This is a genomic window from Dietzia sp. 179-F 9C3 NHS (genome assembly GCF_045369825.1).
Lineage (GTDB): Bacteria > Actinomycetota > Actinomycetes > Mycobacteriales > Mycobacteriaceae > Dietzia.
Window position 1 is genome coordinate 17936 of the sequence record NZ_JBIQES010000017.1, and the last position, 26529, is coordinate 44464.

Annotated in this window: 26 protein-coding genes; 13 read left to right on the plus strand and 13 right to left on the minus strand. The window is 71.3% G+C overall.

Annotation, left to right across the window (positions count from 1 at the left end):
- Positions 1–68 precede the first annotated feature (68 nt).
- Genes ACH0BZ_RS15075 through ACH0BZ_RS15085 form a run of 3 tightly spaced genes read right to left on the minus strand, consistent with a single transcriptional unit; the run spans position 69 to position 4206 of the window.
- Positions 69–1154 (minus strand): phosphotransferase family protein, encoded by a 1086-nt coding sequence (locus ACH0BZ_RS15075; protein ID WP_406899483.1) that lies wholly within the window; start codon positions 1152–1154, stop codon positions 69–71.
- On the minus strand, positions 1151–2539 hold the full coding sequence (locus ACH0BZ_RS15080; RefSeq protein WP_406899484.1) for an MFS transporter: 1389 nt from the start codon (positions 2537–2539) through the stop codon (positions 1151–1153). Before ACH0BZ_RS15080 ends, ACH0BZ_RS15075 begins: the two co-directional genes overlap by 4 nt.
- Positions 2536–4206 carry a class I adenylate-forming enzyme family protein gene (locus tag ACH0BZ_RS15085; protein WP_406899485.1) on the minus strand — a complete coding sequence of 557 codons (1671 nt, stop codon included), beginning with the start codon at positions 4204–4206 and terminating at the stop codon, positions 2536–2538. The genes ACH0BZ_RS15080 and ACH0BZ_RS15085 overlap by 4 nt, the downstream gene beginning before the upstream one ends.
- Positions 4207–4337: 131 nt before the next feature.
- Here ACH0BZ_RS15085 and ACH0BZ_RS15090 point away from each other — a divergent pair, with 131 nt between their 5' ends.
- Positions 4338–4943 (plus strand): TetR/AcrR family transcriptional regulator, encoded by a 606-nt coding sequence (locus ACH0BZ_RS15090; RefSeq protein WP_406899486.1) that lies wholly within the window; start codon positions 4338–4340, stop codon positions 4941–4943.
- Here ACH0BZ_RS15090 and ACH0BZ_RS15095 read toward each other — a convergent pair.
- Complete coding sequence (locus tag ACH0BZ_RS15095) at positions 4873–5604, minus strand: LysR family transcriptional regulator substrate-binding protein (RefSeq protein ID WP_406899487.1); 732 nt, start codon at positions 5602–5604, stop codon at positions 4873–4875. The two genes, ACH0BZ_RS15090 and ACH0BZ_RS15095, sit on opposite strands and share 71 nt — an antisense overlap.
- A gap of 30 nt (positions 5605–5634) precedes the next feature.
- Positions 5635–6939: a serine hydroxymethyltransferase gene (glyA, locus tag ACH0BZ_RS15100; RefSeq protein WP_406899488.1), complete on the minus strand. Its 1305-nt coding sequence runs from the start codon at positions 6937–6939 to the stop codon at positions 5635–5637.
- A 155-nt stretch (positions 6940–7094) separates the two neighbouring features.
- On the opposite strand from glyA, the gene coaA reads away from it, so the two are divergent.
- The gene (coaA, locus tag ACH0BZ_RS15105) at positions 7095–8027 is read left to right on the plus strand and encodes a type I pantothenate kinase (RefSeq protein ID WP_406899489.1); all 933 of its coding nucleotides are present in this window, start codon (positions 7095–7097) and stop codon (positions 8025–8027) included.
- A 41-nt stretch (positions 8028–8068) separates the two neighbouring features.
- Complete coding sequence (locus ACH0BZ_RS15110; RefSeq protein WP_406899490.1) at positions 8069–8281, plus strand: hypothetical protein; 213 nt, start codon at positions 8069–8071, stop codon at positions 8279–8281.
- Between the two features lie 11 nt (positions 8282–8292).
- On the opposite strand, the gene ACH0BZ_RS15115 is transcribed toward ACH0BZ_RS15110, so the two are convergent.
- From ACH0BZ_RS15115 to ACH0BZ_RS15125, 3 genes are all read right to left on the minus strand, one after another.
- Positions 8293–8925 carry an MOSC domain-containing protein gene (locus ACH0BZ_RS15115; protein WP_406899491.1) on the minus strand — a complete coding sequence of 211 codons (633 nt, stop codon included), beginning with the start codon at positions 8923–8925 and terminating at the stop codon, positions 8293–8295.
- A 32-nt stretch (positions 8926–8957) separates the two neighbouring features.
- On the minus strand, positions 8958–9725 hold the full coding sequence (locus ACH0BZ_RS15120) for an isoprenyl transferase (protein WP_406899493.1): 768 nt from the start codon (positions 9723–9725) through the stop codon (positions 8958–8960).
- Between the two features lie 72 nt (positions 9726–9797).
- Positions 9798–10871: a 3-deoxy-7-phosphoheptulonate synthase gene (locus ACH0BZ_RS15125; RefSeq protein WP_406899494.1), complete on the minus strand. Its 1074-nt coding sequence runs from the start codon at positions 10869–10871 to the stop codon at positions 9798–9800.
- Between the two features lie 312 nt (positions 10872–11183).
- Here ACH0BZ_RS15125 and ACH0BZ_RS15130 point away from each other — a divergent pair, with 312 nt between their 5' ends.
- The 4 genes from ACH0BZ_RS15130 (at position 11184) to ACH0BZ_RS15145 (ending at position 14558) form a co-directional block, all read left to right on the plus strand.
- The gene (locus ACH0BZ_RS15130; RefSeq protein ID WP_406899496.1) at positions 11184–11567 is read left to right on the plus strand and encodes a DUF2784 domain-containing protein; all 384 of its coding nucleotides are present in this window, start codon (positions 11184–11186) and stop codon (positions 11565–11567) included.
- Between the two features lie 84 nt (positions 11568–11651).
- A complete protein-coding gene (locus ACH0BZ_RS15135) occupies positions 11652–12401 on the plus strand; it encodes a DUF4282 domain-containing protein (protein WP_406899497.1) in 750 nt (249 codons plus the stop codon).
- A 178-nt stretch (positions 12402–12579) separates the two neighbouring features.
- Positions 12580–13830 carry an LLM class flavin-dependent oxidoreductase gene (locus tag ACH0BZ_RS15140; protein ID WP_406899520.1) on the plus strand — a complete coding sequence of 417 codons (1251 nt, stop codon included), beginning with the start codon at positions 12580–12582 and terminating at the stop codon, positions 13828–13830.
- Complete coding sequence (locus ACH0BZ_RS15145; protein ID WP_406899498.1) at positions 13827–14558, plus strand: CE1759 family FMN reductase; 732 nt, start codon at positions 13827–13829, stop codon at positions 14556–14558. Before ACH0BZ_RS15140 ends, ACH0BZ_RS15145 begins: the two co-directional genes overlap by 4 nt.
- A gap of 125 nt (positions 14559–14683) precedes the next feature.
- On the opposite strand, the gene ACH0BZ_RS15150 is transcribed toward ACH0BZ_RS15145, so the two are convergent.
- Entirely contained in the window at positions 14684–15076 is a 393-nt protein-coding gene (locus tag ACH0BZ_RS15150; protein WP_406899499.1) for a hypothetical protein, read from the minus strand.
- Positions 15073–16047, minus strand: a complete 975-nt coding sequence (mca, locus tag ACH0BZ_RS15155; RefSeq protein WP_406899500.1) for a mycothiol conjugate amidase Mca — start codon at positions 16045–16047, stop codon at positions 15073–15075. The genes ACH0BZ_RS15150 and mca overlap by 4 nt, the downstream gene beginning before the upstream one ends.
- 128 nt (positions 16048–16175) lie before the next feature.
- Here mca and ACH0BZ_RS15160 point away from each other — a divergent pair, with 128 nt between their 5' ends.
- From ACH0BZ_RS15160 to ACH0BZ_RS15185, 6 genes are all read left to right on the plus strand, one after another.
- Positions 16176–16643, plus strand: coding sequence for a DUF4307 domain-containing protein (locus tag ACH0BZ_RS15160; RefSeq protein ID WP_406899502.1), 468 nt, complete (start codon positions 16176–16178; stop codon positions 16641–16643).
- 227 nt (positions 16644–16870) lie between these two features.
- Positions 16871–17368, plus strand: a complete 498-nt coding sequence (greA, locus tag ACH0BZ_RS15165) for a transcription elongation factor GreA (protein ID WP_406899504.1) — start codon at positions 16871–16873, stop codon at positions 17366–17368.
- 120 nt (positions 17369–17488) lie between these two features.
- On the plus strand, positions 17489–19741 hold the full coding sequence (locus tag ACH0BZ_RS15170) for an AAA family ATPase (RefSeq protein WP_406899506.1): 2253 nt from the start codon (positions 17489–17491) through the stop codon (positions 19739–19741).
- Positions 19738–21096, plus strand: coding sequence for an McrC family protein (locus ACH0BZ_RS15175; protein WP_406899507.1), 1359 nt, complete (start codon positions 19738–19740; stop codon positions 21094–21096). The genes ACH0BZ_RS15170 and ACH0BZ_RS15175 overlap by 4 nt, the downstream gene beginning before the upstream one ends.
- Complete coding sequence (locus ACH0BZ_RS15180; protein ID WP_406899509.1) at positions 21093–22313, plus strand: SGNH/GDSL hydrolase family protein; 1221 nt, start codon at positions 21093–21095, stop codon at positions 22311–22313. The genes ACH0BZ_RS15175 and ACH0BZ_RS15180 overlap by 4 nt, the downstream gene beginning before the upstream one ends.
- Positions 22314–22369: 56 nt before the next feature.
- Positions 22370–23590 (plus strand): acetyl-CoA C-acetyltransferase, encoded by a 1221-nt coding sequence (locus ACH0BZ_RS15185; RefSeq protein ID WP_406899511.1) that lies wholly within the window; start codon positions 22370–22372, stop codon positions 23588–23590.
- Between the two features lie 93 nt (positions 23591–23683).
- Here ACH0BZ_RS15185 and ACH0BZ_RS15190 read toward each other — a convergent pair whose 3' ends face one another.
- From ACH0BZ_RS15190 to ACH0BZ_RS15200, 3 genes are all read right to left on the minus strand, one after another.
- The gene (locus tag ACH0BZ_RS15190; RefSeq protein WP_406899513.1) at positions 23684–23881 is read right to left on the minus strand and encodes a hypothetical protein; all 198 of its coding nucleotides are present in this window, start codon (positions 23879–23881) and stop codon (positions 23684–23686) included.
- Positions 23882–24210: 329 nt separating this feature from the next.
- Positions 24211–25110, minus strand: coding sequence for a Bax inhibitor-1/YccA family protein (locus ACH0BZ_RS15195; protein ID WP_406899514.1), 900 nt, complete (start codon positions 25108–25110; stop codon positions 24211–24213).
- Between the two features lie 150 nt (positions 25111–25260).
- Positions 25261–26391, minus strand: a complete 1131-nt coding sequence (locus ACH0BZ_RS15200; RefSeq protein WP_406899515.1) for a sterol desaturase family protein — start codon at positions 26389–26391, stop codon at positions 25261–25263.
- Between the last annotated feature and the right edge of the window lie 138 nt (positions 26392–26529).

Consider the following 26529-nt stretch of genomic DNA (forward strand, 5'->3'; position numbering starts at 1 on the left):
CGGCGACGCCCGGGCCGTCCGTCGGGCCGGTGCGCGGGTCGACGGGGCGGCGCGCGGGCGTGGCGGGATCAGGCATTGCTTCCTCCTGAACGGGAGTCGAGAATCGCGTGGCCGTGGTCCACGAGGTCACGGATCTGCGGGCCGATGTCGAGAGCCTCCTGGCCGGCCATGTCGCCCGCCTCGAAGCGGGTGGCCACGCCCTGCGCGATGGCCGCGAACTTGAACGAGGCAAAGGCCAGGTACCAGGGCATGTGGGCGGGGTCGGTCCCGGTGGCCGCGCAGTACCGCTCGAGCAGCCGATCGGGGCCGGGCCAGCCCGGTTCGGTGGTCAGGTGCGGGATGAGAGGGACCTCGGGACCCTCGCGGTCGCCCCAGTACAGGACGGTCTGTGCGAGGTCGGCGACGGGATCGCCGAGTGTGGACAGCTCCCAGTCGAGGATCGCCTTGATGCGGCCCGGGTCGTCGGGGTCCACGACGCAGTTATCCATGCGGTAGTCGCCGTGGGTGATCCGCGACGGCGGGGACTGTGGCATCGATTCCCCCAGCCGGCGGGCCAGGTCCGGCAGGCGGTCCGCCCGCACCGTCTCGCTGGCCTTCTCGGACTGGCCGAGCCAGCGGCGGAGCTGACGCTCGAGGTAGCCGTCCGGGCGACCGAGGTCTCCCAGGCCGACGGCCTCCTGGTCGACCGCGTGCAGGGCCACCAACGCGTCGATCTGGGCGTCGGCCATGGCCGCCTTGTCGTCGTCACTCTCCGCGTACCCGGCGGGGAGCTCGTCGCGGATGACGTGGCCCTCCACCTTCTCCATGACGTAGTACGGGACGCCCAGGTCGTCGCCGCTCGTCTCGTTGAGCACGATGGTCGCCACGGGCACGCCGGTGCCCACGAGTCCCTGCTGGATGCGGGCCTCGCGGCCCATGTCGTGCGCGCTGGGCAGGAGTTTCCCGGTGGGCGGGCGACGGAGGATGAGCTCGCCCGCGCCGGAGCTGATGACAAAAGTGAGGTTGGACTTGCCGCCGGCGATGAGGTCGGCGGAGAAGTCTGTCCACGCGTCGTCGCCCGTGGCCTCGGCGATCCGCGGGCCCACGACGTCGGGGCGGAGGAGGCTCGCCACGTCGAGTGAGCTCTCCGCGCGGCCGGTCTGTGCCTCGGTCATCGCGAACTCCTCGGGGTCTCGTCGTGGTGGCCGACCTCGTGGAGGTTGGCGGCCCTGGTCTCCTTCATGATCAGTGTGGCGACGATCGTGCAGACGCACAGGCCGATGATGTAACCGTTGACGAGCCAGCCGAGGTCGCGCTCGATGAGCATCGCGTTGAGGTACGGGGCGCTTCCACCGAACACCGCGACGGACAACGAGTAGGCGAACCCGATGCCGGCGGTGCGCATCCGCGTGGGGAAGGCCTCGGACATCATCGCCGAGAGGATCGATCCGGCCGCGGCGACGAAGATCATGGCGACGAGCGACGCCACGAACAGCGTCCAGAACCGGTCGTCGATGAGCGCCTTGAGCGGAATCGTCGTGGCGATGGTGCCGATCGCGAAGATGAACACCACCGGCCGGCGACCGATACGGTCGGACAGCAGCCCCCACAGCGGCAGGGTGAGCAGCGCGAGGAACTGGCTGGCGGTGATCGCCCTGAAGGCGGTGTTGGAGTCCATGCCCCTCTGCGTGATGGCGAAGGTCGAAGCGTACGAGCTCCACGTGTAGTGGGCCACAGTGATTCCCGAGACCATCATCACCACGAGCGCGATCGCCTTGGTGAGCTGGGCCGGCGTGAACCCTCGCCCGCGGCGAACCGCCGTGCCCTCCGTCTCGTCGGTGATCTCGACGATGTCGTCGAACACCTGCGACTCCTCCATGCCCCGGCGCAGGTAGAGGATGAACAGGGCGAACACGGCACCGAGGAGGAACGGGATACGCCAACCCCACTCACCCACGGCAGTCTCGGACAGCACCGCCGTGATGCCGCCGCCGATGGCGTACGCGGTCACCGTGCCGCCCATGATGGCGACAAAGACGAGGCTTCCCCACATGCCGCGGCGGTGCGGCGGCGCGATCTCGGCGACGTAGCTGTTGGCGGTCGCGGACTCACCGCCGTGGGCGAAGCCCTGGGTCATCCGCGCGAGCAGCAGGAGCGCGGAAGCCGCGATCCCGATCGACTCATAGGTGGGAAGGAGGCCGATCCCGAGGCTCGCCGAAGCCATCATGAGCATTGTCACGATGAGCACGAACTTGCGCCCCTTGACGTCCGCGACCCGCCCGAAGACGATTCCGCCGAGCGGACGCATGAGGAAGCCCACCGCGAACACGGCGAAGGTGGCCAAAAGCGCGGAGACCGGGTCGCTGTTGTCGAACATCGCGGCGGCGATAAACGGGGCGAACACCGCATACGCGGTCCACTCGTACCACTCGAAGAGCTGCCCTGTGGTGCTCGCGATGAGCGACTTACGCGCGGCCTTGGTCCCGCGGGGTTGCTGATCGGCACTTGGAGTGTGGCTCGGGAGGACTGCGGCTCCGGAGCCGTCGTAGTAGTTCGTCATAGTGCTTCCTTGTCTCGGTTCTGATCTCGGAGTTCGCGACGCCGGATCTTTCCGGTCTGGGTCTTGGGGAGTTCGGGAATGACGTGGACTTCCGAGGGACGCTTGTACGCCGCCAGACGTTCGCCGGCGAAGGCCACCAGCTCGTCCTCGGTGACGGTCTGTCCGGCCTTGAGGGAGACGAACGCGACGACCTTCTCGCCCCGGTACTCGTCGGGAAGGCCCACGACAGCCACCTCGAACACGGCGTCGTGCTCGTAGAGGGCATCCTCGACCTCTCGAGGCCACACCTTGTAGCCGGAGGTGTTGATCTGGTCCTTGAGACGGTCCACCAGGTACACCCAGCCGGCCTCGTCCATCACCGCGACGTCCCCGGTGTGGAGGCGACCTCGCGGCATCGTTGCCTCCGTGGCTGCCTCGTTGCGCCAGTAACCGGAGACCATCTGCGGGCCACTGAGCACGAGTTCGCCCTGTTCCCCTGGTGCGACCGGAACGTCATCCGCCCCCACGACCTCGGCGTCGACCCCCGGTAGCGGGACCCCGATGGACAACGTGCCGCTCTGCTCGTCGACCGGCGCGCGCACTCCCGGAGGCACGGCGATCACTCCCGAGGTGGTCTCTGTCATCCCGTAACCGTTGTGGATGTAGTGGCCGAACCGTTCCTGGAACCGGGCAACGGTCGATGGCGGGATCGGCGCACCACCGCTGTAGAGGATCTTGACGGAGGCGAAGTGTTCCGGGCCGGCGTGGTCCAGCTTCATGAGGGCGTTGTACGCGGTGATCGAGCCGATCGTGTACGTCACCCGGTGCTCGAGGAACGCATCCAGCACGACCTCCGGGCGGAACCGTCCCGCAAAGACGAGGGTGGTGTCGCAGATGAGGCCGAGCGTGGCATTGATGACGGCGCCCGTGATGTGAAACAGCGGAGCGATCGCCAGCACGACATCGCCCGGCTCGATATCCACGAAGTCCGCGAAACTGCGTGCGACGGCCACCACGTTGCCGTGGGAGTTCATCGCCCCCTTCGGCGGGCCCGTGGTCCCCGAGGTGTAGGTGAGCAGTGCCAGATCGTCGGAAGAAACCTCTGCAGGAGCAGGGGTCCGTCCCGCGTACCGCTGGAGGAGGTCGACGAGGTCCCCGTCCGCCGAGGGCTCCGCGTGCTCACCGTCGCCGAACACGCGCGGGTCGTCGCGGCCCTGGAGGTCGCGCTCACTCGTACTGAGGATCCACTCGACCGACGTACCCGCGACGCTGTCCCGGACAGTAGCGACGTCACGGTCGGTGACGAGCAGCGCCACCGCTCCGGAGTCCTCGACCGGTTGACGGAGCTCCCGGCCGAAGTACATCGGGTTGAGGACGACGGCCGTGGCACCGATCTTCCACAGCGCGAGCAGCGCGAGTGCGTACTGCGGGATGTTCTGGAGGTGGATCCCCACCCGGTCCCCCGGGCCGAGCCCGCGATCCTGGAACGCGGCGCCGAGCGCGTCCGACATCTCGTCGACCTCGCCGGCGGAGTAGCGCGCATCGAAGTAGGTGATTGCCACATGGTCCGGACCGGCGGCGACACGGTCACGCCACGCCTGCCCCAGGGAAGTCGCGTTCTCCACGGACCCCTCGTCGATCCCCGCCCGGTACAAATTCCGCCACCGCCGTGGGCCCACTCGCCCCATCTCGTCCCTCCGGATTGCCGACTCCGACCGAGCGATCGCTCGGTGCGCACTAGTGTGGCTGGCATCACAGCGACTGTCAACCGAGGGCGCGGACTAGTGTTTCCCCCGACTGCCCCTCTAGGAGAATCCCGATGAGTAACGATTGGCGGGACTTCGGTCCGGATCCGCTGTCCCCTCCGCTTCGCGCCGCCCTGGGCGTTTTCGTCCGCCACGGGTACCACGGGGCGTCGATCAGGACCATCGCCGAGGCAGCCGGCCTCTCGGTACCCGGCCTGTACCACCATCACCGCTCGAAGCAGGCCATCCTGGCCGCCGTCGTAGACGCCGCGATGCAGGAGATGCTGGACCACACCCGCGCCGCCGACGCTGCCGCAGAGGGAGACTCACCGGTGGGTAGGTTCGAGAACATCGTCGAAGCGCTCGCCCGCTTTCACATGGCGCGCCGAGACCATGCGTTCGTAGCCTCCACCGAGATGCGGAGCATGGAACCCGCAACCCGGGCGCACCATGTGCATAAGCGGGACGAGCAACAGAGGATGATCGAGGCCGCGATCCGGGACGGGGTCGAGGCCGGCGACTTCGTGTGCGACCACCCCGAGGACGCGGCTCGCGCGGTCTCATCCCTGTGCGTGTCGATCGCCTCGTGGTACCGGCCGGACGGCCCGCTCAGCCCCGACGAGATCGTCGAGCGCCACCTCGTCTTTGCCCGCGGGATCGCGGGGGCGACGACCGTCTGACGGCTCCGGGCCCCGCCCGCGACGACTCTGCGGGGCCGTCCGCGCGCGGGCCGTCGGCGGTGCGCGACGTGTTGGCCGTCCGCCCGCGCACGATCCCCACGAAGTCGTCGATGAGCGCGTCCCCCTCCCGCGCCGGCGACCAGGCCACGCCCATCCGCGTCGCGGGCACCCCCTCGAGCGGGCGGGCCACCACGTCCCGCCGGCTAAGCGACCGCGCGTACGGCAGCGGGAGCACCAGCAGCCCCACGCCCGCGGCCACCAGGTCGACGGCGGCGGAGACCTCGTCCGGCGTCGCCGCGATCGGGCCCACCGGGTCGAGCCAGCGCTCGCCGTCGAGCTCCTCGGGGGTCAGTGAGTCGAACGCCCCCAACTCGTGGTCCCTGGTCGCGAGCACGGCCATCGTCTCGGTGTAGAGGGGGATCCGGAACAGCCCGGGCGGCGCGGAGCGCGGGGCGTCGGCAGGCTCGCGGAAAAAGACGACGTCGAAGTCGCCCTCCCCCGGTACCGCGGCGAGCCCGGGCCGTGGGTCGCCCACGCGTCGCGCCGTGATCGGCACGTCAGGCCGGCGCTCGCGCCATCGGCCGAGCCACTTGTCCGGCTGCACGCCGGGGACGTACCCGACGCGCAGGCGGGGGCCGCGATCCGAACTCCCCTCGGCCATCGGCCCCCAACCGTCGTCGTCGAACCCGGATCAGCCGAGCAGACGCCACTCCTCGAGACCCTCGTACAGCGGCTTGGACCGGGCCAGCGTCGTAACGCGCTCGCGCAGCGCGGTGACGTCGGCGTCCTTGCCGCCGGCCAGGGCGGTGCCGATGATGTCGGCGACCTCACGGAAGTCGTCGGCGGTGAAGCCGCGGGTCGCGAGCGCCGGGGTTCCGATGCGCAGGCCGGAGGTGACCATCGGCGGGCGCGGGTCGAACGGCACGGCGTTGCGGTTGACCGTGATGCCGACCTCGTGGAGCAGGTCCTCGGCCTGCTGGCCGTCGAGCTCGGACTCGCGCAGGTCCACCAGCACCAGGTGGACGTCGGTCCCGCCGGTGAGCACGGACACGCCGGCCGCCCTGCAGTCGTCGGCGGTGAGGCGCTCGGCGAGGATCTGCGCGCCCTCGAGGGTGCGCTGCTGACGCTCCTTGAAGCCCTCGGTGGCGGCGACCTTCATGGCGACGGCCTTGGCGGCGATCGCGTGCATGATCGGTCCGCCCTGCTGGCCGGGGAACACCGCGGAATTGAGCTTCTTGAACAGCTCGAGGTCGTTGGTGAGGATCATGCCCGAGCGCGGGCCGCCCAGGGTCTTGTGCACGGTCGTGGAGACGACGTCCGCGTGCGGCACCGGCGAGGGGTGCAGGCCCGCGGCCACCAGGCCGGCGAAGTGCGCCATGTCCACCCACAGCTTGGCGCCCACCTCGTCGGCGATCTCACGGAATGCCGCGAAGTCCAGGGTGCGGGGGTACGCGGACCAGCCGGCGATGATCACGTCGGGCTTCTCGGCCAGCGCCAGCTCGCGGACGGTGTCCATGTTGACCTGCATGGTCTCGCCGTCGACCTCGTAGGCCACCACGTCGTAGAGCTGACCGGAGAAGTTGAGCTTCATGCCGTGCGTGAGGTGACCGCCGTGGGCCAGCGACAGGCCCATGATCTTGGAGCCCGGCTTGGCCAGCGCCATGAGCACCGCGGCGTTGGCCTGCGCTCCGGCGTGCGGTTGAACGTTGGCGTACTTGGCCCCGAAGACCTCCTTGGCGCGGTCGCGCGCCAGGTTCTCCACCACGTCCACGTGCTCGCAGCCGCCGTAGTAGCGGCGGCCGGGGTAGCCCTCGGCGTACTTGTTGGTGAGCACGGAGCCCTGCGCCTGCAGGACCGACCGGGGGACGAAGTTCTCGGACGCGATCATCTCGAGCGTGTCGCGCTGGCGGGCCAGCTCGCCGGCCATCGCCTCGGCGACCTCCGGGTCCAGCTCGGACAGGGAGGCGGAGAACACGTCGGTGTTCGGGTCGGTCATCGGTGCGGCTCCTCGCGCGTGGGTGCTACTAGCCGCGCGCCTCGTGGGCCCGCGGAGGTCGCCGCCCAGTCTAGTGCCACGGACCCGGACTCCCCCTTCTTGCGGTCACCTGCAACAATTGCCGCCATGGAGTACGGCATCCGGGACCCCCGGCTGTGAGCAGGCACGCCGGCGACTACTCGCCGTACGTCGAGTTCGACCGCCGCGGCTGGCGGCGGCTCCGCCGCGCCATGCCCATGGTGCTCACCGAGCACGACCTCGAGGGCCTGCGCGGCCTAGGCGAACACCTGGACCTGGACGAGATCGCGGAGATCTACCTCCCGCTGAGTCGCCTCATCCACCTGCAGGTCGCGGCTCGCCACCGGCTGTTCCAGTCCACCAACATGTTCCTCGGCGAGGCCTCGGATGCCCCGATGCCGTTCGTCATCGGCGTGGCCGGCTCCGTCGCCGTCGGCAAGTCCACCACCGCCCGCGTGCTCCGCGCGCTCCTCACCCGGTGGGACTCCCACCCGCGCGTGGACCTCGTCACCACCGACGGCTTCCTCTACCCCAACCGCGAGCTCACCCGCAGGCAGATCATGCACCGCAAGGGCTTCCCGGAGTCCTACGACCGCCGGGCCCTGCTGCGCTTCGTCACCGAGGTCAAGTCCGGAGCCCCCGTCGTGCGCGCTCCCGTCTACTCGCACACCCGGTACGACATCGTGCCGGGCGAGTACATCGAGGTGCGCCGCCCGGACATCCTCATCGTGGAGGGCCTCAACGTCCTGCAGACCGGGCCGCGGCTCATGGTGTCGGACCTGTTCGACTTCTCGCTGTACGTGGACGCGCGGATCGAGGACATCGAGAAGTGGTACATCGAGCGCTTCCTCGAGCTGCGGACCACGTCGTTCTCCAACCCCGCCTCGCACTTCGCGCACTACGCGGACCTGTCCGACAAGGCGGCGCGCCTGGCCGCCCGCGAGATCTGGAACTCGGTCAACCGGCCCAACCTCGTGGAGAACATCCTCCCCACGCGCCCGCGCGCCACACTCGTGCTGCGCAAGAACTCCGACCACTCGATCCAGCGGCTGCGGCTGCGCAAGATCTAGCGCGACGGCGCCTGGCCGTTCCCCGCCATCTGCTCGAGCAGATGACGCACGCCCCCTTTAGCGCACAGCCGCCATGGCGCGCGCCGGGGCGGCTGTACGCGAACCGTGGCGAGGACGATTCACCCCGGCAGCTGCCCGAGCAGATGCCGGGGCGGGCCGGGCGGGCCGGCTCGGGTTACCTGCTCGCCGTGACCATGGTGGTCGCCGCCGCCCTCGGCCATCTGGTGTTGCACCGGGCCACCCCGGTGGGGTGACGACGACGAGGTCAGTCGTCCGCGGGACGGATGTCCGTGGCGGGGTCGAGCTTGCGGAGCAGGCTCGGGGCGAGCTGGTCGCGGTCGTGTTCGGCGAGCAGGCGCGCGGCCTCGTCGTCGTCGACCCCCGCGAACACCCGGCCGATGGTCACCCCGTGGGCCGGGGTGCGCAGGACCCGGAGCTCGTCGCCGGCGGCGACCGGTCCCGGCCGGAGCACCCGGGCGTACGCGCCGGGGCGGCCCTCCTCGGTGAAGCGGCGGACCCAACGCGGCCGGTCCACGCGGTGCGCAAAGGTCCGGCACGGCACGCGCGGCGCGGTGATCTCGAGCCGCAGGTCGCCGACGCCCACCTCGACCACGGTGCCGATCACCAGCTGCGCTGTGTCCATCCCTGCCAGCCGCAGGTTCTCGCCGAAGTAACCGGGCGGGATCGGGCCCCCGAACTCGCCCTCCCACGGCGCCACGTCGGAGTCCGAGAGCAGGTAGACGGCCTTCCACACGCCGCCGTGGTGCTCGCGGTCGGCCTGGATGTCGCCGTGGAGGCCGTACTCGCGAACCTGGACCGGGCCCTCGACGGGACGCTTGTCGATCGCGCTCACCCCGACCCGGCCGGGGACGGCCAACAACTGGTCGACCACGCACACGGCGCGGACCGTGCCCCTTGTCGGCGCGGCCGTCACTGCCCGAACCGCCGGTGGCGCTGGCTGTACTCGCGCAGGGCGCGCAGGAAGTCGATGCGGCGGAAGGCGGGCCAGAAGGCGTCGGTGAACCAGATCTCGGAGTACGCGCTCTGCCACAGCAGGAAACCGGAGAGTCGCTGCTCGCCGGAGGTGCGGATCACCAGGTCCGGGTCGGGCTGGCCCGAGGTGTAGAGGTGCGCGCCGATCGCCTCGACCGTCATGCCGTCGACGAGCTCCTGCCCGCTCTTGCCCTCGGCGATGAGCTCGGCCACCACGTCGCGGGCGGCGTCGGCGATCTCGTGGCGGCCGCCGTAACCCACCGCGATGTTGACCACACAGCCGGTCCGGTCCCGGCTCGCGTGCTCCGCGGCGCCCAGGCGCTCGGCCAGCCAGTCGGGCAGGATCTCCGCCCGGCCCACGATGCGCACCCGCCAGTTGCGCCCGGGGCCGGTGATCTCGTCCACCACGTCGGCGATGATCTGCAGCAGCTCACCGAGCTCCTCCGGATCGCGCCCCAGGTTCTCTGTGCTCAGCAGGTAGATCGTCGCGACCTCCACCCCGAGCTCGTCGCACCAGCCCAGCATCTCGGCGATTTTGACCGCACCCGCGCGATACCCGTGGCTCACGTCGGTGAATCCGGCCTCCTTGGCCCAGCGCCGGTTGCCGTCGGCCATCACGGCGACGTGGCGCGGCAGGCTCGCACCCTCGAGCGACGAGCGCAGTCGCGCCTCGTAGATCGAGTACAGCGGCGAGGAGGCGTCCACGGGGCACAGCGTACCGCGCGGCGCCCGCCCTCCCCCGCCGCCGAAGCGTCCGGCCGCGCCGACCCGCGACGCTCAGCCGCGGCGACCCGCGCGGACGGCCGCGGCGAGCACGCGCAGCCCCTCGGCGGTGGTGTCCCAGCCCATGCAGGCGTCGGTGACGGACTTGCCGTAGACGAGCTCGGGCGCGTCCACGGACTGGGCGCCGGGCTCCAGGAAGCTCTCGATCATCAGGCCGGAGATGCCCTCCTCGCCGCCGGCGATGCGCTCGGCGAGCTCGCCCACGACCTCGGCCTGCCGCTCGTGCGACTTGCCGGAGTTGGCGTGGCTGGCGTCCACCATCACCAGGCCGGGCAGCCCGACCTTGGCGACCGACGCGACGGCAGAGGCCACGGAGGCGGCGTCGTGGTTGGGGCCGCCGGTGCCGCCGCGCAGGATCACGTGGCAGTCGTCGTTGCCGGCGGTCTCCACGACGGCCGCGCGTCCCTCGGCGTCGGTGCCAAAGAAGACGTGTCGGCTCGCCGCGGATCGGCACCCGTCCACCGCGACCTGCACCTCGCCGTCGGTCCCGTTCTTGAACCCCACCGGCATGGACAGCCCGGAGACGAGCTGGCGGTGCACCTGGCTCTCGGTGGTGCGAGCACCGATCGCGCCCCACGAGACGGTGTCAGCGATGTACTGGGGGCTGGTGGGCTCGAGGAACTCGGTGCCCACGGGCAGGCCCAGGTCCAGCACGTCGAGCAGGAGCCGGCGGGCGGTGCGCAGGCCGCGTGGGATGTCGTAGGAGCCGTCGAGTGCGGGGTCGTTGATGAGGCCCTTCCAGCCGACGGTGGTGCGCGGCTTCTCGAAGTACACCCGCATCACCACGAGCAGGTCCTCGGAGACCTCCTCGGCGAGGGCGGCGAGGCGGGCGGCGTAGTCGCGCGCGGCGTCGGGGTCGTGGACCGAGCAGGGGCCCACCACCACGAGGAGCCGGTCGTCGCGCCCGGCGAGCACGTCCGCGACCTCGGCGCGCGTCCGCTCGACCAGCGCCTCGCGCGCCTCGCCCAAGGGCATCTCGCCCAGGATCTCGGTGGGCGTGGGCAGCGCGGAGTAGGACAGGACCCGCCGGTCGGCGGTGTGGGTGGGGTTCTCGGCGGTGACGGTCATCGGGCTTCGCTCCTGGATTCTCACGTGAGGCGTTCGCTGGCGGCGGGCCGGATGCCGTAGTCGTTCGGTGCCCTGGGTCGCACCCGGATCCGCCTGGTGGAAATGACGGGAGGCGGCGACCTGATGGTCACCGCCTCTGGGCTCCGGGTGTCGTGCGTCCGGCTAGCGGACGCGTGCGCCCGCGGCTCGGGCTCCACCCGGAGCCCACATAAAGCGCCAATACACGCGAGCGGTCGACATGCCGGACACCGTACCAGAAGCGCGCGGGCCGCGGATTTTCGTAGCCTGGTGACGACGAGGGGAGCATTCGCCATGCCCTATCGACTGCTGGCCGACGCGACCATGCTCCTCCACGCCGGTTTCCTGGTCTACCTGGTGGTCGGAGGGTTCCTCGCCTGGCGGTGGCGCCGGCTGATCTGGCCTCACTTGGCCTGTGCGGCGTACGGACTGGGGATCGTGGTGATCGGCTGGGACTGCCCGCTCACCCACGTGGAGAACTGGGCCCGCGAGCGCGCGGGCCGGGAGACGCTGCCCTCGAGCGGCTTCATCGACCACTACCTCACCGGCGTCGTCTACCCGGCCGAGCACCTGCTCACGGCGCAACTCGCGGTGGCCGCCTGCGTGCTCGTGTCGTGGGAGGGCGTGGCGGTGCGGTGGCGACGCGGGCGGCCCGCGGAAGCGGCCCCGGCCCGGTGAGCCCCACCGCCGCGCCGGTCCCCCGGGTTACGTTGGGCGAGTCACGGTCTCACCCGAGGCCCCGCCGAACCCCAGGAAGGACTCATGACGACTCCCGAGAACCCGAACGACGCCGGCCGCGACCCGTACGCGCAGGATCCGGACCACGGGCAGAGCCAGTCCTCGGACCAGACGCCGACCTACGGCGCCGGCCAGGGCTACGGGCAGAGCCAGGACCAGGGCTACCGCTCCGGCCAGACCTCGTCCTACGGCCAGACCGAGGGCTACGGCTCCGGTCAGACCCCGTCCTACGGCCACTCCGAGGGCTACGGCTCCGGTCAGGGCTACGGCGCCGGCCAGTCGTACGGCCAGCCGCAGGGCTACGGCTCCGGTCAGGGCTATGGCGCCAGCCAGTCCTACGGCCAGTCCCAGGGATACGGCGCCGGCCAGGGCTACGGCCAGCAGTACGCTGCCGGCGGCGGCTACCCGGGCGCCCCAACCGGCAGCCAGGGCCAGCAGATGCCCGCCGCCAAGACGGAGGCCAAGGGCTTCTTCCAGGCCCTGTTCGACTTCAGCTTCCAGAGCTTCATCACCATCAAGTTCGCCAAGGTGATCTACGCGATCCTCATCGCGCTCGCCGTGCTCTGGTGGCTCGTCCTCACGGTCACCATGTTCCAGACCGAGACCGAAGCCGGGGTCATGGCGCTGCTGCTGGGCTGGATCCCGGGGTTCTTCATGATCGTGGCGTACCGCATCGTCCTCGAGGTCACCATCGCCACGATCCGCACCTCGCAGAACACGGCCGGCACGCGCGAGGAGATCGAGCTGCTGCGCCAGCAGATGCACAACCGCTGACGCCTGCCACCTCGCCGTCACGACCCGCCCCGGGCCCACAGAGAAGGGCCCGCGGGCGGGTCGCGTCGTCTCGCCGTCCGGGCCCGGTGGACGTGACGGGGAATACTTCCGCCACCCCTTTTGGTTGACATGTCAGCAAGTTAGGATGAGCAGTACCAACAGACGAAAGGCCACCATCATGCAGTTCGGGATCTTCTCCATCGCAGACATCACGCCCGATCCCACCACGGGCGTTATCCCCACCGAGCACGAGCGCCTCGAGGCGATCGTCGAGTACGCCGTGCAGGCCGAGCAGGTGGGCCTCGACGTCTTCGCCCTCGGCGAGCACCACAACCCGCCGTTCGTCACCTCCTCTCCCACCACCACGCTCGGTTACGTGGCCGGCCGGACCGAGGAGATCATCCTCTCCACCGCCACGACGCTCATCACCACGAACGACCCGGTAAAGATCGCCGAGGACTACGCCATGCTCCAGCACCTGTCCGGCGGCCGGGTGGACCTCACGATGGGCCGCGGCAACACCGGCCCGGTGTACCCGTGGTTCGGCCAGGACATCCGCCAGGGCCTGCCGCTGGCGATCGAGAACTACGACCTGCTGCACAAGCTCTGGCACGAGGACGTGGTGAACTGGGAGGGCAAGTTCCGCACGCCGCTGCAGCAGTTCACCTCCACCCCGCGGCCGCTGGACGGCGTGGCGCCGTTCGTGTGGCACGGCTCGATCCGCTCGCCGCAGATCGCCGAGCAGGCTGCCTACTACGGCGACGGGTTCTTCCACAACAACATCTTCTGGCCCCTCCACCACACGGCCCAGATGGTCCAGCTGTACCGCCGGCGCTACGAGCACTACGGCCACGGCAGCGCCGACCAGGCGATCGTCGGCCTCGGCGGCCAGTTCTTCGCCCGCAAGAACAGCCAGGACGCGGTGGACGAGTTCCGCCCCTACTTCGACAACGCCCCGGTCTACGGCCACGGCCCGTCGCTCGAGGACTTCACCGCGCAGACCCCGCTGACCGTGGGCTCGCCGCAGCAGGTGATCGACCGCTACATGACGATGCGCGAGCACGTCGGCGACTACCAGCGCCAGCTGTTCCTCATCGACCACGCCGGCCTGCCCCGCAAGACGGTGCTCGAGCAGATCGAGATCCTCGGCACGCAGATCGTCCCGGTCCTGCGCCGCGAGCTCGACGCCCTGCGCCCGGCCCACGTGCCGGACGCCCCCACCCACGCCGCGCGCGTGGCCGCCCGCGACGCCGCCCTGGCCGCCGAGGGCTCGCCCGCCTACGACGACGCCTACCGCTTCGGCACCGGCGACAACTGGACGGGCCTCACCGCCGAGGGCGGGCAGCGGGCACAGCAGGAGGCGCTCGCCCGCAACCGCCGCACCGAGGCCCGCCTCGCCGAGGCGCCGGCCGGAAAGGAGTCCGAGTGACCACCCACGACCAGCATCCCGACGCACGACCGCTGCGCCTCGTCGTCGTCGCCGCCGGAACCTCCGTCCCCTCCTCCACCCGCATGTTGGCGGACTCCCTCACCACCGCCACCCGCGACGCCCTCGCCCGCCACGGGCAGCAGGTTGACGTAACGGTGCTCGAGGTGCGCGACCTGGCCCACGAGGTCGTGGACGCCACGTTCACCCGCTTCCCCGGCGAGAAGCTGCGGGCGGCGCTGGACGAGCTCGGGCACGCCGACGGCGTGATCGCCGTGACGCCCACGTACAACCAGTCGTACTCGGGCCTGTTCAAGTCCCTGTTCGACGTGGTGGAGCCCGGCACGCTCGCCGGCGTTCCGGTGGCGCTCGGCGCGACGGGCGGCACGGCGCGGCACTCACTGGTGATCGACTACGCGCTGCGGCCGATGTTCGCCTACCTCAAGGCCGACGTCGTGCCCACGACGGTGTTCGCCGCGAGCGAGGACTTCGGCGCCGTGGCCACCGCCGCCGACGAGAACTCACTGGCCACCCGGGCAGCGCGAGTCGGAACCGAGCTCGCCGACTACATGCTGCGCTTCGCCGACATCACCGGCGGCGCGGTGGCCCCCACGCGCGCGGGCAGCAGCCACGGCGGCGGTGCGGAGGCCGAGCCGGTGCGCGGCCGCAGGACCGACGACGACGAGTTCGGCGACTTCGTCCCCATGGGCGACCTCCTGGCCGGCAGCTGACCGCCCTTCCCCGAAGCCCCGAACCTCCCCCGAGCCCCCGAAATCCGCGACTCCGCTGCTGGGTCGGCGACTCTCACATGGGTCGCCGACTCACCAGCGGGGTCGCCGATTTTCGGGAGGGCGCGTCAGCGGGGGTCGGCGGCGCCGGTCTCGGGGGTGGCCCCGCCGGCCTCGGCGCCGGCCTCGGGGGTGGCCCCGTCGGCCTCGGCACCCTCGACGGCATCCGCGCCCTCGACGCCGGAGCGATCCGTGCCCTCGTCGGCGAGCTGGTCCGGTGCCGGGTTCTCGACGTCGAAGCTCTCCGGCAGGTTCTTGATGTGCTTGTTCATGTTGCGCACCAGCAGGACGGTGGCGATGAGCAGCAGTAGCACCACGGGGATGCCGATCGGCGAGGCCTTGCCGAACTCGGGACCCTTGGGGCTGTCGTTGTAGCCGGGCGTGCCGGGCGACTGGTTCTGGGCGAAGACCATGGCCGCGTTGTAGGCCAGGATCTGGAGGTCCGGTCCCGGGGCGATCATCGTGGGTCCTCACTGGGGGTCGCGTCGGAGTTCGTGGCGTCGAACCAGGTGCCGGCGATGGTGCGGGCCTCCGGGCCGACGGGGAGATCGACGTACGGGTCGACCCCCTCGAACAGGTCCGCCTCGTATTCTCCCTCAGCGCGGGCGGGAACCGGAATCCTGCTGGCCGCGAGCTCGAACTCCTCGGTGGGCCAGAGCCGCTGCTGCATCTCGACGGGGGCGGCGAAGAACCAGCCGTTGGGGTCGATCTGCGTGGCGTGGGCCAGCAGGGCGAGGTTGCGCTGCTCGAAGTGGGCGGCGCACTCGACGCGGGTGGTGACGCGCTCCATGATGTCGGGCCGCCCCCGGAACCGCGAGAGGAACTCCTCGAAGTGCCGGACGCCGTCGCGGGCGAACAGCTCCTCGTCGAGCACCTCCATGCGCCGCCGCAGGAAGCCGTGCGTGTAGTAGACCTTGGCGACCGCCCACGCGGGGCCCGCCTCGGGGTACCGCTCGGGGTCGGCGGCGGCCTCGTAGGCGGCCATGGACGCGGAGTGCACCTTGAGGTGGTCGGGGTGCGGGTAGCCGCCGTTCTCGTCGTACGTGATGAGCACGTGCGGCCGGAACTCCCGGATGCGGGCCACGAGGGCGCCGGTGACCTCGTCGTCGTCGGCCAGCGCGAAGCACCCCTCGGGCAGGGGCGGCTTGGGGTCCCCCTCGGGCAGGCCGGAGTCGACGTAGCCGAGCCAGTGGTGGTCCACGCCGAGGATGTCGGCGGCACGAGCCATCTCGCGGACGCGGACGCCGGGCAGGTCCGCCACGACGTCGGGGCGGTCCATCGCGGGGTTGAGGATGTCGCCGCGCTCGCCGCCGGTGCACGTCTCGACCAGCACGCGGACGCCCTCGGTGGCGTACCGCGCCATGGTCGCGGAGCCCTTCGACGACTCGTCGTCGGGGTGCGCGTGCACCGCCATCAGCCGGAGACCGGCCATCGTCACACCTGCCGTTCCAGTGCTCGTCTCGGATGGGTTCGGCCCATTCTATGGAGGACAAGCGCGGAGCGGCCCACGGCCCGGCCCCCCGACCGGCCCCGGACGGCCGCCCGGATACCCTGGGGACCATGAGTGATCCGAGGTCGGACGCCGCGTCGCGGCCCGCTGCCACGCCGACGGGCCCGCCGCCCGGGCGCTACGACGGCACGGACGCGACCTCGGGCCTGAGCGGCAAGGTGATCGCCGTGCTGCTCGCCGCGCTCGTGGTGGCGCTACTGGCCGCGGGCGCCTTCACGCTCTACCGCTTCTCCGCCACGCCGTCGATCTCCGGCCAGGTGATCGGCGTGGAGGTGATCGACGAGCACCGCACGGACGTGGTGGTGGACGTGACCCGCGACGAGCCGGACAAGCCCGTCTACTGCATCCTGCGCGCCCAGGACCAGACCAAGGGCGAGGTGGGCCGCCGCGAGGTGTATGTGCCGCCGTCCGAGGACGGCACGGTGCGCTTCGACGCCACCATCGCCACGACCGCGCGCGCCGTGATCGGCGACGTGTACGGGTGCGGCGAGGACGTGCCCGCGCACCTGCGGCGCTGAGCGGGGCCGCCGGGCCACGCGGGTGAGGGGTTCGGCCGGGTCCGGGTCGGCGCCTCAGGGGTGACGACGAGGAGGACCACCGACCTGTGACGTGGACCTCATGCGGAGTCCACCCCCCGGTCACCTCTGTGTTAGCATCGTCCCATCAGCACGGCTCCGGTGTCGGGGCCGTGTTTTGCGTAGACGCAACCGTACAGACGCACACCCGTAGAGATTGGAGGCCGCACATGGCCAACGACACCCAGGTCACCTGGCTCACCCAGGACTCCTACGACCGCCTCATGGCCGAGAAGGAGGCGCTCATCGCCAACCGCCCGGTCATCGCGGCCGAGATCAACGAGCGGCGCGAGGAGGGCGACCTCAAGGAGAACGCCGGCTACCACGCCGCCCGCGAGCAGCAGGGCCAGGAGGAGGCGCGGATCCGGCAGCTCGACGAGCTGCTGGCCACCGCCCAGGTCGGTGAGACGCCCACCGAGTCGGGCGTCGCCCTGATCGGGTCCGTGGTGCGCGCCTACTACAACGGCGACGAGTCCACCAAGGAGACCTTCCTGCTGGGCACCCGCGGCGAGGGCTCGGGCAAGGACGACCTGGAGATCTACTCGCCCGAGTCGCCGCTCGGTCGGGCGATCCTCGGCGCCAAGGTCGACGAGACCCGCGAGTACGCCGCGCCCAACGGCAAGAAGGTCAAGGTCACCATCGTCACGGCGGAGCCTTACCACAGCTGACGTCCGGCCGGTGACCCGTCTGCTCCTCGCGCCGGGAGGACGGGTCGCCGCCGGTGCCGGTGGTACCTTCGGACACGTACGTCGGGCTGACGGCCCGCGCCGGCGCAGCAGGAGTACCACGTGACAGACGGTTCCCACGACCGCCCCGAAGGCCCGGCCCCGAGGATCGAGGCAGCCGCCGAGCGAGTCCTGGGGTCGGCCCTGCGCACCGGGCAATCCCCGTTCGAGGACGACCTGTACACCTGGACCCCCGAGGTGGCCGAGGAGTTGGCCCGCCGGCTCGACGCCGAGCCCGACGAGGGCCTTGCCGAGGGCGCCGGGTCCGGCGAGGGCGCGGCCCTGCGCTCCCCCGTCATGCAGGCCCTACGCGACCAGCTCGAGGGCGCCCCGCGGCCGGTCGTCCTGCTGGCGGCCGAGCTGCTCTACGTGCAGCAGCTGCCGCTGTCGACCGTCACCGCCCGCCTCAAGCGGGGCCGGGTGCGCGACGTGCTCTCGTGGACCGAGAACGCTCCGGAGATGCCCACCGACCTCGACGAGGCGCTCGGCGAGAAGGGCCCGCTCACCGGCGGCCTCGGCTTCAACGTCCAGGTCCGCGAGCACCTGCGCTGGCTGTGCTCGTTCATCATCCACTGGGCCGAGTTGGACGCGGCCGAGCGCGACGCCGCCCTGACCGACCCGTGGGAGTTCCAGCGCGCGGCCCGCTCGACCCCCGGCGACTGGCGGGCGATCCGCTACAGCCTGCAGTACCTGGCGTGGCCGGGCTACTACCAGCCGATCGTCAAGCACGACCACAAGACGCGGATCCGCGACGCGTTCGCCGAGCTCATCGGCGGGCCCAGCGGCATCGACGAGCTGGACATCGACCAGGACCTGCACCGGATCGCCGAGGTGCTCTCGGCGCAGCTCGGCCATCCCGTGGACTGGTACCGCGGCTCGGTGGCCAACCAGTGGCAGCGGCACCGCGACGACCACTCGCGCCGGGCCTGGCTCGTCCGCCCCGGCCGCGGCGGTGTGGGCCAGGCCGGCCAGTGGGTGGCGCAGAACCGGATCGCGCTGCCCGCCTCGCACCTGCCCCGCATCCCCGCGCACGCGAGCCGGCTCGAGGTGTCGCAGGCCGTCGAGCAGGGCTACCCGCACCTGGACTACCAGGGCCGGTTCCAGCTGACCGCCGAGCTCCACACGTTCCTCAGCCGCATGAACCCGCAGGACGTGGTGGCCACGATCGCGGACGGCAAGCTGCACCTGGGCACCCTGACCGACGACCTGGGCTACGTGGATGACGGCGGCCAGCAACTCGAGCGCTCGGCGCGTTGGAGCGAGGTCACCCTGGACCTGGAGTCGCTGCCCAGCCCGCTCTCGGAACTCATCGGTGAACCCGGCTCGGTGGTGGACCTCACCGACGGCCTCGACGCACTGCTCGCCGCGATGCACCCGGGCCGGCACTCGGCCGAGTCGCCGACCGCCGAGGCGCCCGCCGCAGGCACCGTGCCCGAGCTGCCCCGGGTGACCAAGGAGCTCGCGGAGAGCCTGCACATGCCCCGTAAGGAGCTGCAGGAGATGGTGGACACTCTGCAGCGCCGCCAGCAGATCGTGTTCTACGGCCCGCCCGGCACCGGTAAGACCTACCTCGCGCAGGAGCTCGCCCGCTTCCTCGCGGGGGCCGACGACCCGAGCCGCGTCCAGCTGGTGCAGTTCCACCCGAGCTACGCCTACGAGGACTTCTTCGAGGGCTACCGCCCCACGCTCACCGAGTCCGGGCAGCCGGGCTTCGCGCTGCAGGCCGGTCCGCTGCGCCGCCAGGCCGCGCGCGCGACCAGCGAGTCGGGGCGCGAGCACCCGAGCTTCCTCATCATCGACGAGATGAACCGCGCCGACCTGGCTCGTGTGTTCGGCGAGATGTACTTCCTGCTCGAGTACCGCGACCGGACGGTGCTGCCGCAGTACTCCCCGGACACGTCGTTCCGGCTGCCGCGCAACCTGTTCATCATCGGCACCATGAACACCGCGGACCGCTCGATCGCCATGGTCGACGCCGCGATCCGCCGCCGCTTCGCCTTTATGGAACTCCACCCCGACACCCCGCCGGTGGCGGGCGTGCTGCGGCGCCACCTCGAGGCGCGGGGGGTGACCACGGAGCCGGCGGACCTGCTCGAGGCGCTCAACGCCGAGATCGACGACTCGGACCGCGACCTGCGCATCGGCCCCTCGTACTTCATGAAGGACGAGGCCACCGAGCCGGGCGGCCTCGAGGGCATCTGGCGCTACGACCTGCTGCCGCTGCTCGAGGAGCACTACTACGGCCGGCTCTCCCGGGGCGAGGTCCACGAGCGCTTCGGCCTGGACGCCCTGCGCCGGAAGATCGGGCGGGCGTGACGGCCACCTCGACAAACGTCAAGGAGTCGATCGAGTTCGACGAGTTCGACCGGCGCGGCCGGCTCGTCACCCTGAGCTGGGAGGGCGCCCAGCACCTCTCGCAGAGTGGCCTCGTGGAGGTCCTGCCCGCGGGGCGCCGTACGTGGCGCCTCATCCCGTGCGGCCGGGTGGGCTCGGTGCGGATCGAGGGCCTGTCCGTCCGGGTGGTCCCCGCCGCGAGCCTCGGCCTGACCCAGCTGTTCTTCCTGCTCGACCACGCCGCGGAGGACCCGTTCCTGCCCAGCCCGGTGGCGGCGCGGGACGACGACGAGTTGTGGGCCTCCGTCGCCGATTCGCTGGCCACGCTCGCCCACCAGGCGCTCGCCGCGGGGCTGCTGCGCGGCTACCGCCGCGTCGACGAGGCCCTCACCACCGTCCGCGGGCGGATCCGCCTGGGTGACCAGATACGCCGCCACCCCGGCATGACGATCCCCCTCGAGGTGACCTACTCAGAGTTCACCCCGGACATCCCGGAGAACCGCATCCTGCGCACGGCCGCGCACCGGCTGCAGTTCCTGCCCGACCTGCCCGACACCACGCGCCGCCGCCTGGCCATGGTGTCGGCCCGGCTCGGCGACGCCACCCTCCTCACGCCCGGTTCCCCCGTGCCCGCCTGGACGCCCACGCGGCTCAACGCCCGCTTCCACGACGTGCTGGCGCTGGCCGACCGGATCGTGCGGCGCATCTTTGTGGAGGTGGAGGACGGCAGCGCCTCCTCGGCCGCGTTCGTCACCGAGATGCCCGAGCTCTTCGAGCGCTTCGTGGAGTCCGAGCTCACCGCGGCGCTGCACGGCCGCGGCGCGCCAGACGGCCGCAGCGGGCGCCTGCTGGCCAACCCGCTGGTGCACCTGGACTCGGGCATCGAGGACACCGGCGGCGAGGGCCCGGACAGCATGCCCGCGGCCGCGACGGGGCGGCATCACGCACCCTCGTCGTCGGGCGGGCACATCTCCGTGCGCACCGGCCTGGTCTACGAGGTGGACGGCGAGCCCGTGACCACCTTCGTGCCCACCTACCCCACCGACCGCCGGTCGCGGGCCGCCGAGCACTACCGGCTGCTCGCCGCGTGCACGGCGCTCGGCGTGGACCGCGCGTACCTCGTCTACCCGGCGCAGCGGCGCGACGACGAGCCGCAGCCGCGGCGGATCGTCCACACGGACATCTCGATCATCGAGTACCCGGTGGACCTCTCGGCGGGACCGGCGGCCAGCCGCGCGGCTATCGTCGGACTCGCCGAGCAGGCGCGCGCACTGGCCCTCGACACGGCCGGCGACACCGCCCGGCACCGGACGGAAAGGAGGCGGCACGCCCGATGAACCAACCACACGACCCGATGCGTCGCCTCGTGGTGCCGCTCGCCCTGACCGCCGTGGGCACCGCCGGGGCCTACCGCGGTGCGCTCGAGGTCCTGGTGCAGCAGGCCAAGATCGCCCGCAGGGTGATCCCCCGCCCCACCTCCCGGCCCTTCGACGGCGACGGGCTCTACCGCCCCGGCGCGTCCGTCGCCGACCCGTGGCGTCCCGGCATGTCCTGCGACGTGCACATGATGATCTTCGGCGACTCGCTGGCCGCCGGCCTGGGCGCCGAGACGCCCGGCGAGATGCCCGGCGTGCTGCTCGCCCGCGGCCTGGCCGAGGAGTCCGGCTGGGACGTGCGGCTGAGCATCAAGGCGATCGTCGGCGCCACCTCCAAGGGACTGCCCGGGCAGATCGAGGCCATGCAGGTCGCGCGCGGCAAGCCGGACATCTCGGTGATCCTCATCGGCGGCAACGACATCACCGCCCGCAACTCCATCGGCCCGTCCGCCCGGCGCGTCGGCGAGGCCGTGGCCGCGCTGCGCAAGGGCGGCTCGCACGTTGTGGTGGGCACGTGCCCGGACCTGGGGATCATCAAGCCGGTGCCGCAGCCGCTGCGCGCCGTGATGGCCACCCTGAGCCGCCGCCTCGCCGCCGCCCAGGCCGTGCAGGTGCGCAAGAACGGCGGCGTGCCCGTCTCCCTGGCCGAGACGCTCGCGCCCGAGTTCCACGCCCGCGGCGACCTGCTCTTCTCCCCCGACCGCTTCCACCCCAACTCCGCCGGTTACGAGCTCGCCGCCGGCCTCCTGCTGCCGGCCGTGTGCCTCGCGCTCGGGGTGTGGGAGGAGCCGCCCGCCGACACCGAGCCCGACACCGAGCCCGAGGCCCGGCCGGACGCGGACCTCGCCGTCGCACCCGGGGCCGAGGACGGGGCCGACGGCGAACGGGACGCCGACGCGGAGGGCGGCGGCGAGGCCGACGCGGAGGGCGGCGGCGAGGCCGACGCGGAGCCGCGCGAGTCCGTGGTCTCGCGGCTCGCGCGCCGCCTCACCGACTTCGTCCGCACGCACGAGGACGCGGACGGAACGCGTTCCAGGTCGGACCTGCATAATGAGGACGTGGACGGCGACGTCGAGGACACGGCCGACGCCCGGGAGGCGGCGGACACCCTTCGCCGTCGGAGCCGGATCCTGCGCCGGGACCGTACCGCGCAGAGGTCGGACGACCCGGAGTCGTAGCCGCCCACACCGCACTCACCTGCACAGTTTTCCCACCAGCAACGAAGGAGCCTTCCATGCCGGAAGCCGTGATCGTCTCGTACGCCCGTTCCCCGATCGGCCGCGCCAACAAGGGGTCCCTGGTGGGCATCCGCTCGGACGACCTCACCGCGCAGATGGTCAAGGCCGCGCTGGACAAGGTCCCCGCGCTCGACCCGACCCAGGTCGACGACCTCATGCTGGGCTGCGGACTGCCCGGCGGCCCGCAGGGCTTCAACATGGCCCGCGTCGTCTCCGTGCTCGCCGGCATGGACACCGTCCCCGGCACCACGGTGAACCGCTACTGCTCGTCGTCGCTGCAGACCACCCGCATGGCGCTGCACGCGATCAAGGCCGGCGAGGGCGACGTCTTCATCTCCGCCGGCGTCGAGACCGTCTCCAACTTCGCCCAGGGCACGTCCGACCACATCCCGGACACCAAGAACCCGATCTTCGCCGACGCCATGGCCCGCACCGAGAAGCGCGCCGAGGCCGGCTCCGAGACCTGGACCGACCCGCGTGAGCAGGGCATCCTGCCGGACGTCTACATCCCCATGGGCCAGACCGCCGAGAACGTCGCGCAGATGACCGGCATCACCCGCGAGGAGCAGGACCACTGGGGCGTGCGCTCGCAGAACCGCGCCGTCGAGGCCGTCGAGCGCGGCCACTTCGCCAACGAGATCACCCCGGTCACCATGCCCGACGGCACCGTGGTCTCCGCCGACGACGGCCCGCGGCCCGGCACCACCTACGAGAAGGTCTCGCAGCTCAAGCCGGTCTTCCGCCCCGACGGCACCGTCGCCGCCGGCAACTGCTGCCCGCTCAACGACGGCGCGGCCGCGCTCGTGATCATGAGCGACGTCAAGGCCAAGGAGCTCGGCCTCACCCCGCTCGCGCGCGTCGTCTCCACCGGCGTGTCCGGCCTCTCACCCGAGATCATGGGCCTCGGCCCGATCGAGGCCGTGAAGAACGCCCTGCGCATCGCCGGCAAGTCGATCTCCGACATCGACCTGTTCGAGATCAACGAGGCGTTCGCCGTCCAGGTGCTCGGCTCCGCCCGCGAGCTGGGCATCGACGAGGACAAGCTCAACGTCAACGGCGGCGCCATCGCGCTGGGCCACCCGTTCGGCATGACCGGCGCCCGGATCACCGCGTCGCTGATCAACAACCTGCAGGCCGAGGACAAGCAGTTCGGCGTCGAGACCATGTGTGTCGGCGGCGGCCAGGGCATGGCGATGGTGCTCGAGCGCCTGAGCTGATTCCCCACGGCGGTTCGGACGAGCCCCGCACCTGTTCTGAGCAGGTGCGGGGCTCGCCGTCTGTCCGGTCGCGCGGATGTGGGCCGTGCCGGCTCAGATGCCGGCCTGGTCCAGCAGGCCGCTGCCCACGGCGAACGGGATGAGCGCGATCCCCACCGACGCGTTGTCGTAGACGACCTCCTCGAAATCGATCCCGACAGCCGAGCTCGCGGCGGCCAGGCCGGTTACAGCGGCGTCGAACAGGTCGGCCAGGAAGCCGCCGAGGGGGCCGGTCGGACGCGTGGGCATCATGGTGAGTACCTCTCGTCGCGGGATGTGACGGGGCGCTACTTTACTCCGCGAGCGGCCACGACGGGGTCGCTTCCGCCGGTCGCCGGTCGAGCGCGTCCGGGCAGGGGGCTTCTGGCAGTTGTGCTTCCGATTCGTCGGCGCCCCGCCCGGTTGCGCTTCCGTTCGACGACACAACGGATGCACAACCCCCGCGCCAGGCGACGAAAGGGGTGCACCACCGCCGCGGGACGGCCTCCCCGCCCGCGAAATCGCCGCGGCCCCGGCCTCCCTGGGGCAGGGGTGCCGGGGCCGCGGACGCGCTGCGCGCGGGGAGCGTGCTGACCGGGTGGTCAGTCGCGGAAGTAGCTCATGAGGCGCAGGATCTCGATGTACAGCCAGACCAGCGTCACGACCAGACCGAGGGCCACGCCCCACGCCATCGTGGCCGGGGCGCCTGCACGGACGAGGCGATCGGCGTTGTCGAAGTCCAGCAGGAAGCTGAACGCGGCGAGGCCGATGCACAGGAGACAGAAGCCGATGGCGAGCGGACCGCCGTCGTACAGCGGGTTGCTGCCGCCGGTGAAGAAGCTCAGGACGATGCTGCCCAGCGCGGCGAACAGGACACCGACGATGCCGGCGGTGATGAAGCGCGTGAACTTGGGGGTCACGCGGATGGCGCCGGTCTTGTAGACGAACAGCATGCCCACGAACACGCCGATGGTGCCGAGGATCGCGCTGCCGACCGCACCCAAGACGCCGCCGGCGTCGAGGCCCGCGGTGAACAGGAACGTGGCGGCGCCGACGAAGAGGCCCTCGAGCGCCGAGTAGGTCAGGGTGATGGGCGCGGAGTCCATCTTCTTGCCGAACGTGGCGAGGAGCACCACGACGAAGCCGCCGATGCCGCCGACGAGCAGCAGCGGCAGGGTCAGCCCCGGGTTGGTCGAGGCCAGATAGAAGGCGACGAGGCCGACGATGCTGAGCAGGCCGAGGCTGAGGGCGGTCTTGGTGACGATGTCGTCGATCGTCATGGGTCGCGAATCGGCGCCCGCGCCGGCCTGGGACGCGTAGCCCTGCGGGGCGCCATAGCCCTGCTCGTAGCCCTGCGGGGCACCGAAGCCATGCTGACCAAAGTCCTGCTGGCCGTACTGGCCCTGCTGGAACGCGGCCCGTCCGGCGCCGCCGAACTGGGTGGCTCCGCGCGCACTGGATTCGGACAGTGAGCTGAAGACCGGGTTGCTGCTGCTGCGCATCGAGGTCCCTTCGAGGTTGTCGGGGAAGGTCGGAATCGAGAGTCCCCGCCGGGTCACCGACGAATCACTCGTACAGGTGGAACGCACTGGAGTTGACGGATGTTCCCGCTCGTCACGGTTTTCTTACGGCAGGCCCGACCCGGTGCGCGCCTACCCCTCCCGAGCGCCGGCCCAGCCGGGGCCGCGCACGAGGTAGCTCACCCGGTCGCCCCAGGTCCGCGACCGGAACACATCGCGCGCGATCGCTGCCCACTCGTGGGTGGCTATCCGCACCGGGTTAACCGTCTCGATGTTGCGCGTGAGCCCGTAGACGACTGGCTCCCCCTCGGGCTCGAAGGTGCCGAAGAGCTTGTCCCACACGATGAGGATGCTGCCGTGGTTGCGGTCGAGGTAGCGACTGTTGCTGCCGTGGTGGGCGCGGTGGTGCGACGGCGAGTTGAACACCGCCTCCAGCGGACCGATGGAGCGGATCACCTCGGTGTGGATCCAGAACTGGTAGATCAGGTTGAGCGCGCGGGCGTCCATGACCAGCGCCGGCCGCACGCCCAGCAGCGAGAGCAGACCGTAGGGCACGTAGATCGTCAGCGCCTCGGCCACCGGCTGCCGCAGCGCGGTCGAGAGGTTGTAGCGCTCGCTCGAGTGGTGCACGACGTGCGTGGCCCACAGCCAGCGACTCTCGTGGCTGAGCCGGTGGTTCCAGTAGTAGAGGAAGTCCCAGCCGAGGATCGCCGCCGCGTACGCGAGCGGCCCGGAACCCAGGTCCAGCGGGGTGCGACGGAACAACCGGGCAGCGGCCGTCTCCGCGGACCACAGGGTCGCCACGGTGACGACGGCCGAGGCCATCGCCGTCACCGCGGACCCCCCGGTGATCCGCTGCAGCGCGGGCGGCAGCGGTGGGCCGGCCTCGTCGTCGTCACCGCCGGTGGGGCCCGGGGCGGCACCGGAGGGTGACGACGGCAAGGTGCCCGCTTCGAGCAGCCCGGTGGTGCGGGCGCGCCGGATGACGTCCCCGACGGTCGTCACGGCCGCCGCCCCCAGGGTCAGGCCCATGAGCGCTCTGGCGTAGCGGCCCTTACCCGGCGTGACCGGCCTGAGCAGCGGACCGGTGACGTACGGAGCGATCAGGCTGCCGACGCCCATCGAGATGCTGGCCAGGGTGTCGGAGAGTTCGTAGTCGCCGGCCCGGGGCCCCTGCGCGGGGTTCCGCTTCTGCCAGGCGTACTCGCCGGCCATCGCGGCGACGAAGCCGGGGATCGCGAGGACCGTCCGTTCGACCTTCATGCTCATCGAGGGTAGGTCCTCAGGCGTCGCGGGACACGGCGACCTCGCGGGGTGACGGCGGCTAGCTGTACTGCCCAGGGAGGTTGTTTGATCTGGCTTCCCTGATGTGACGAGAACCTCCCGGCAGAGTGGAGCTGC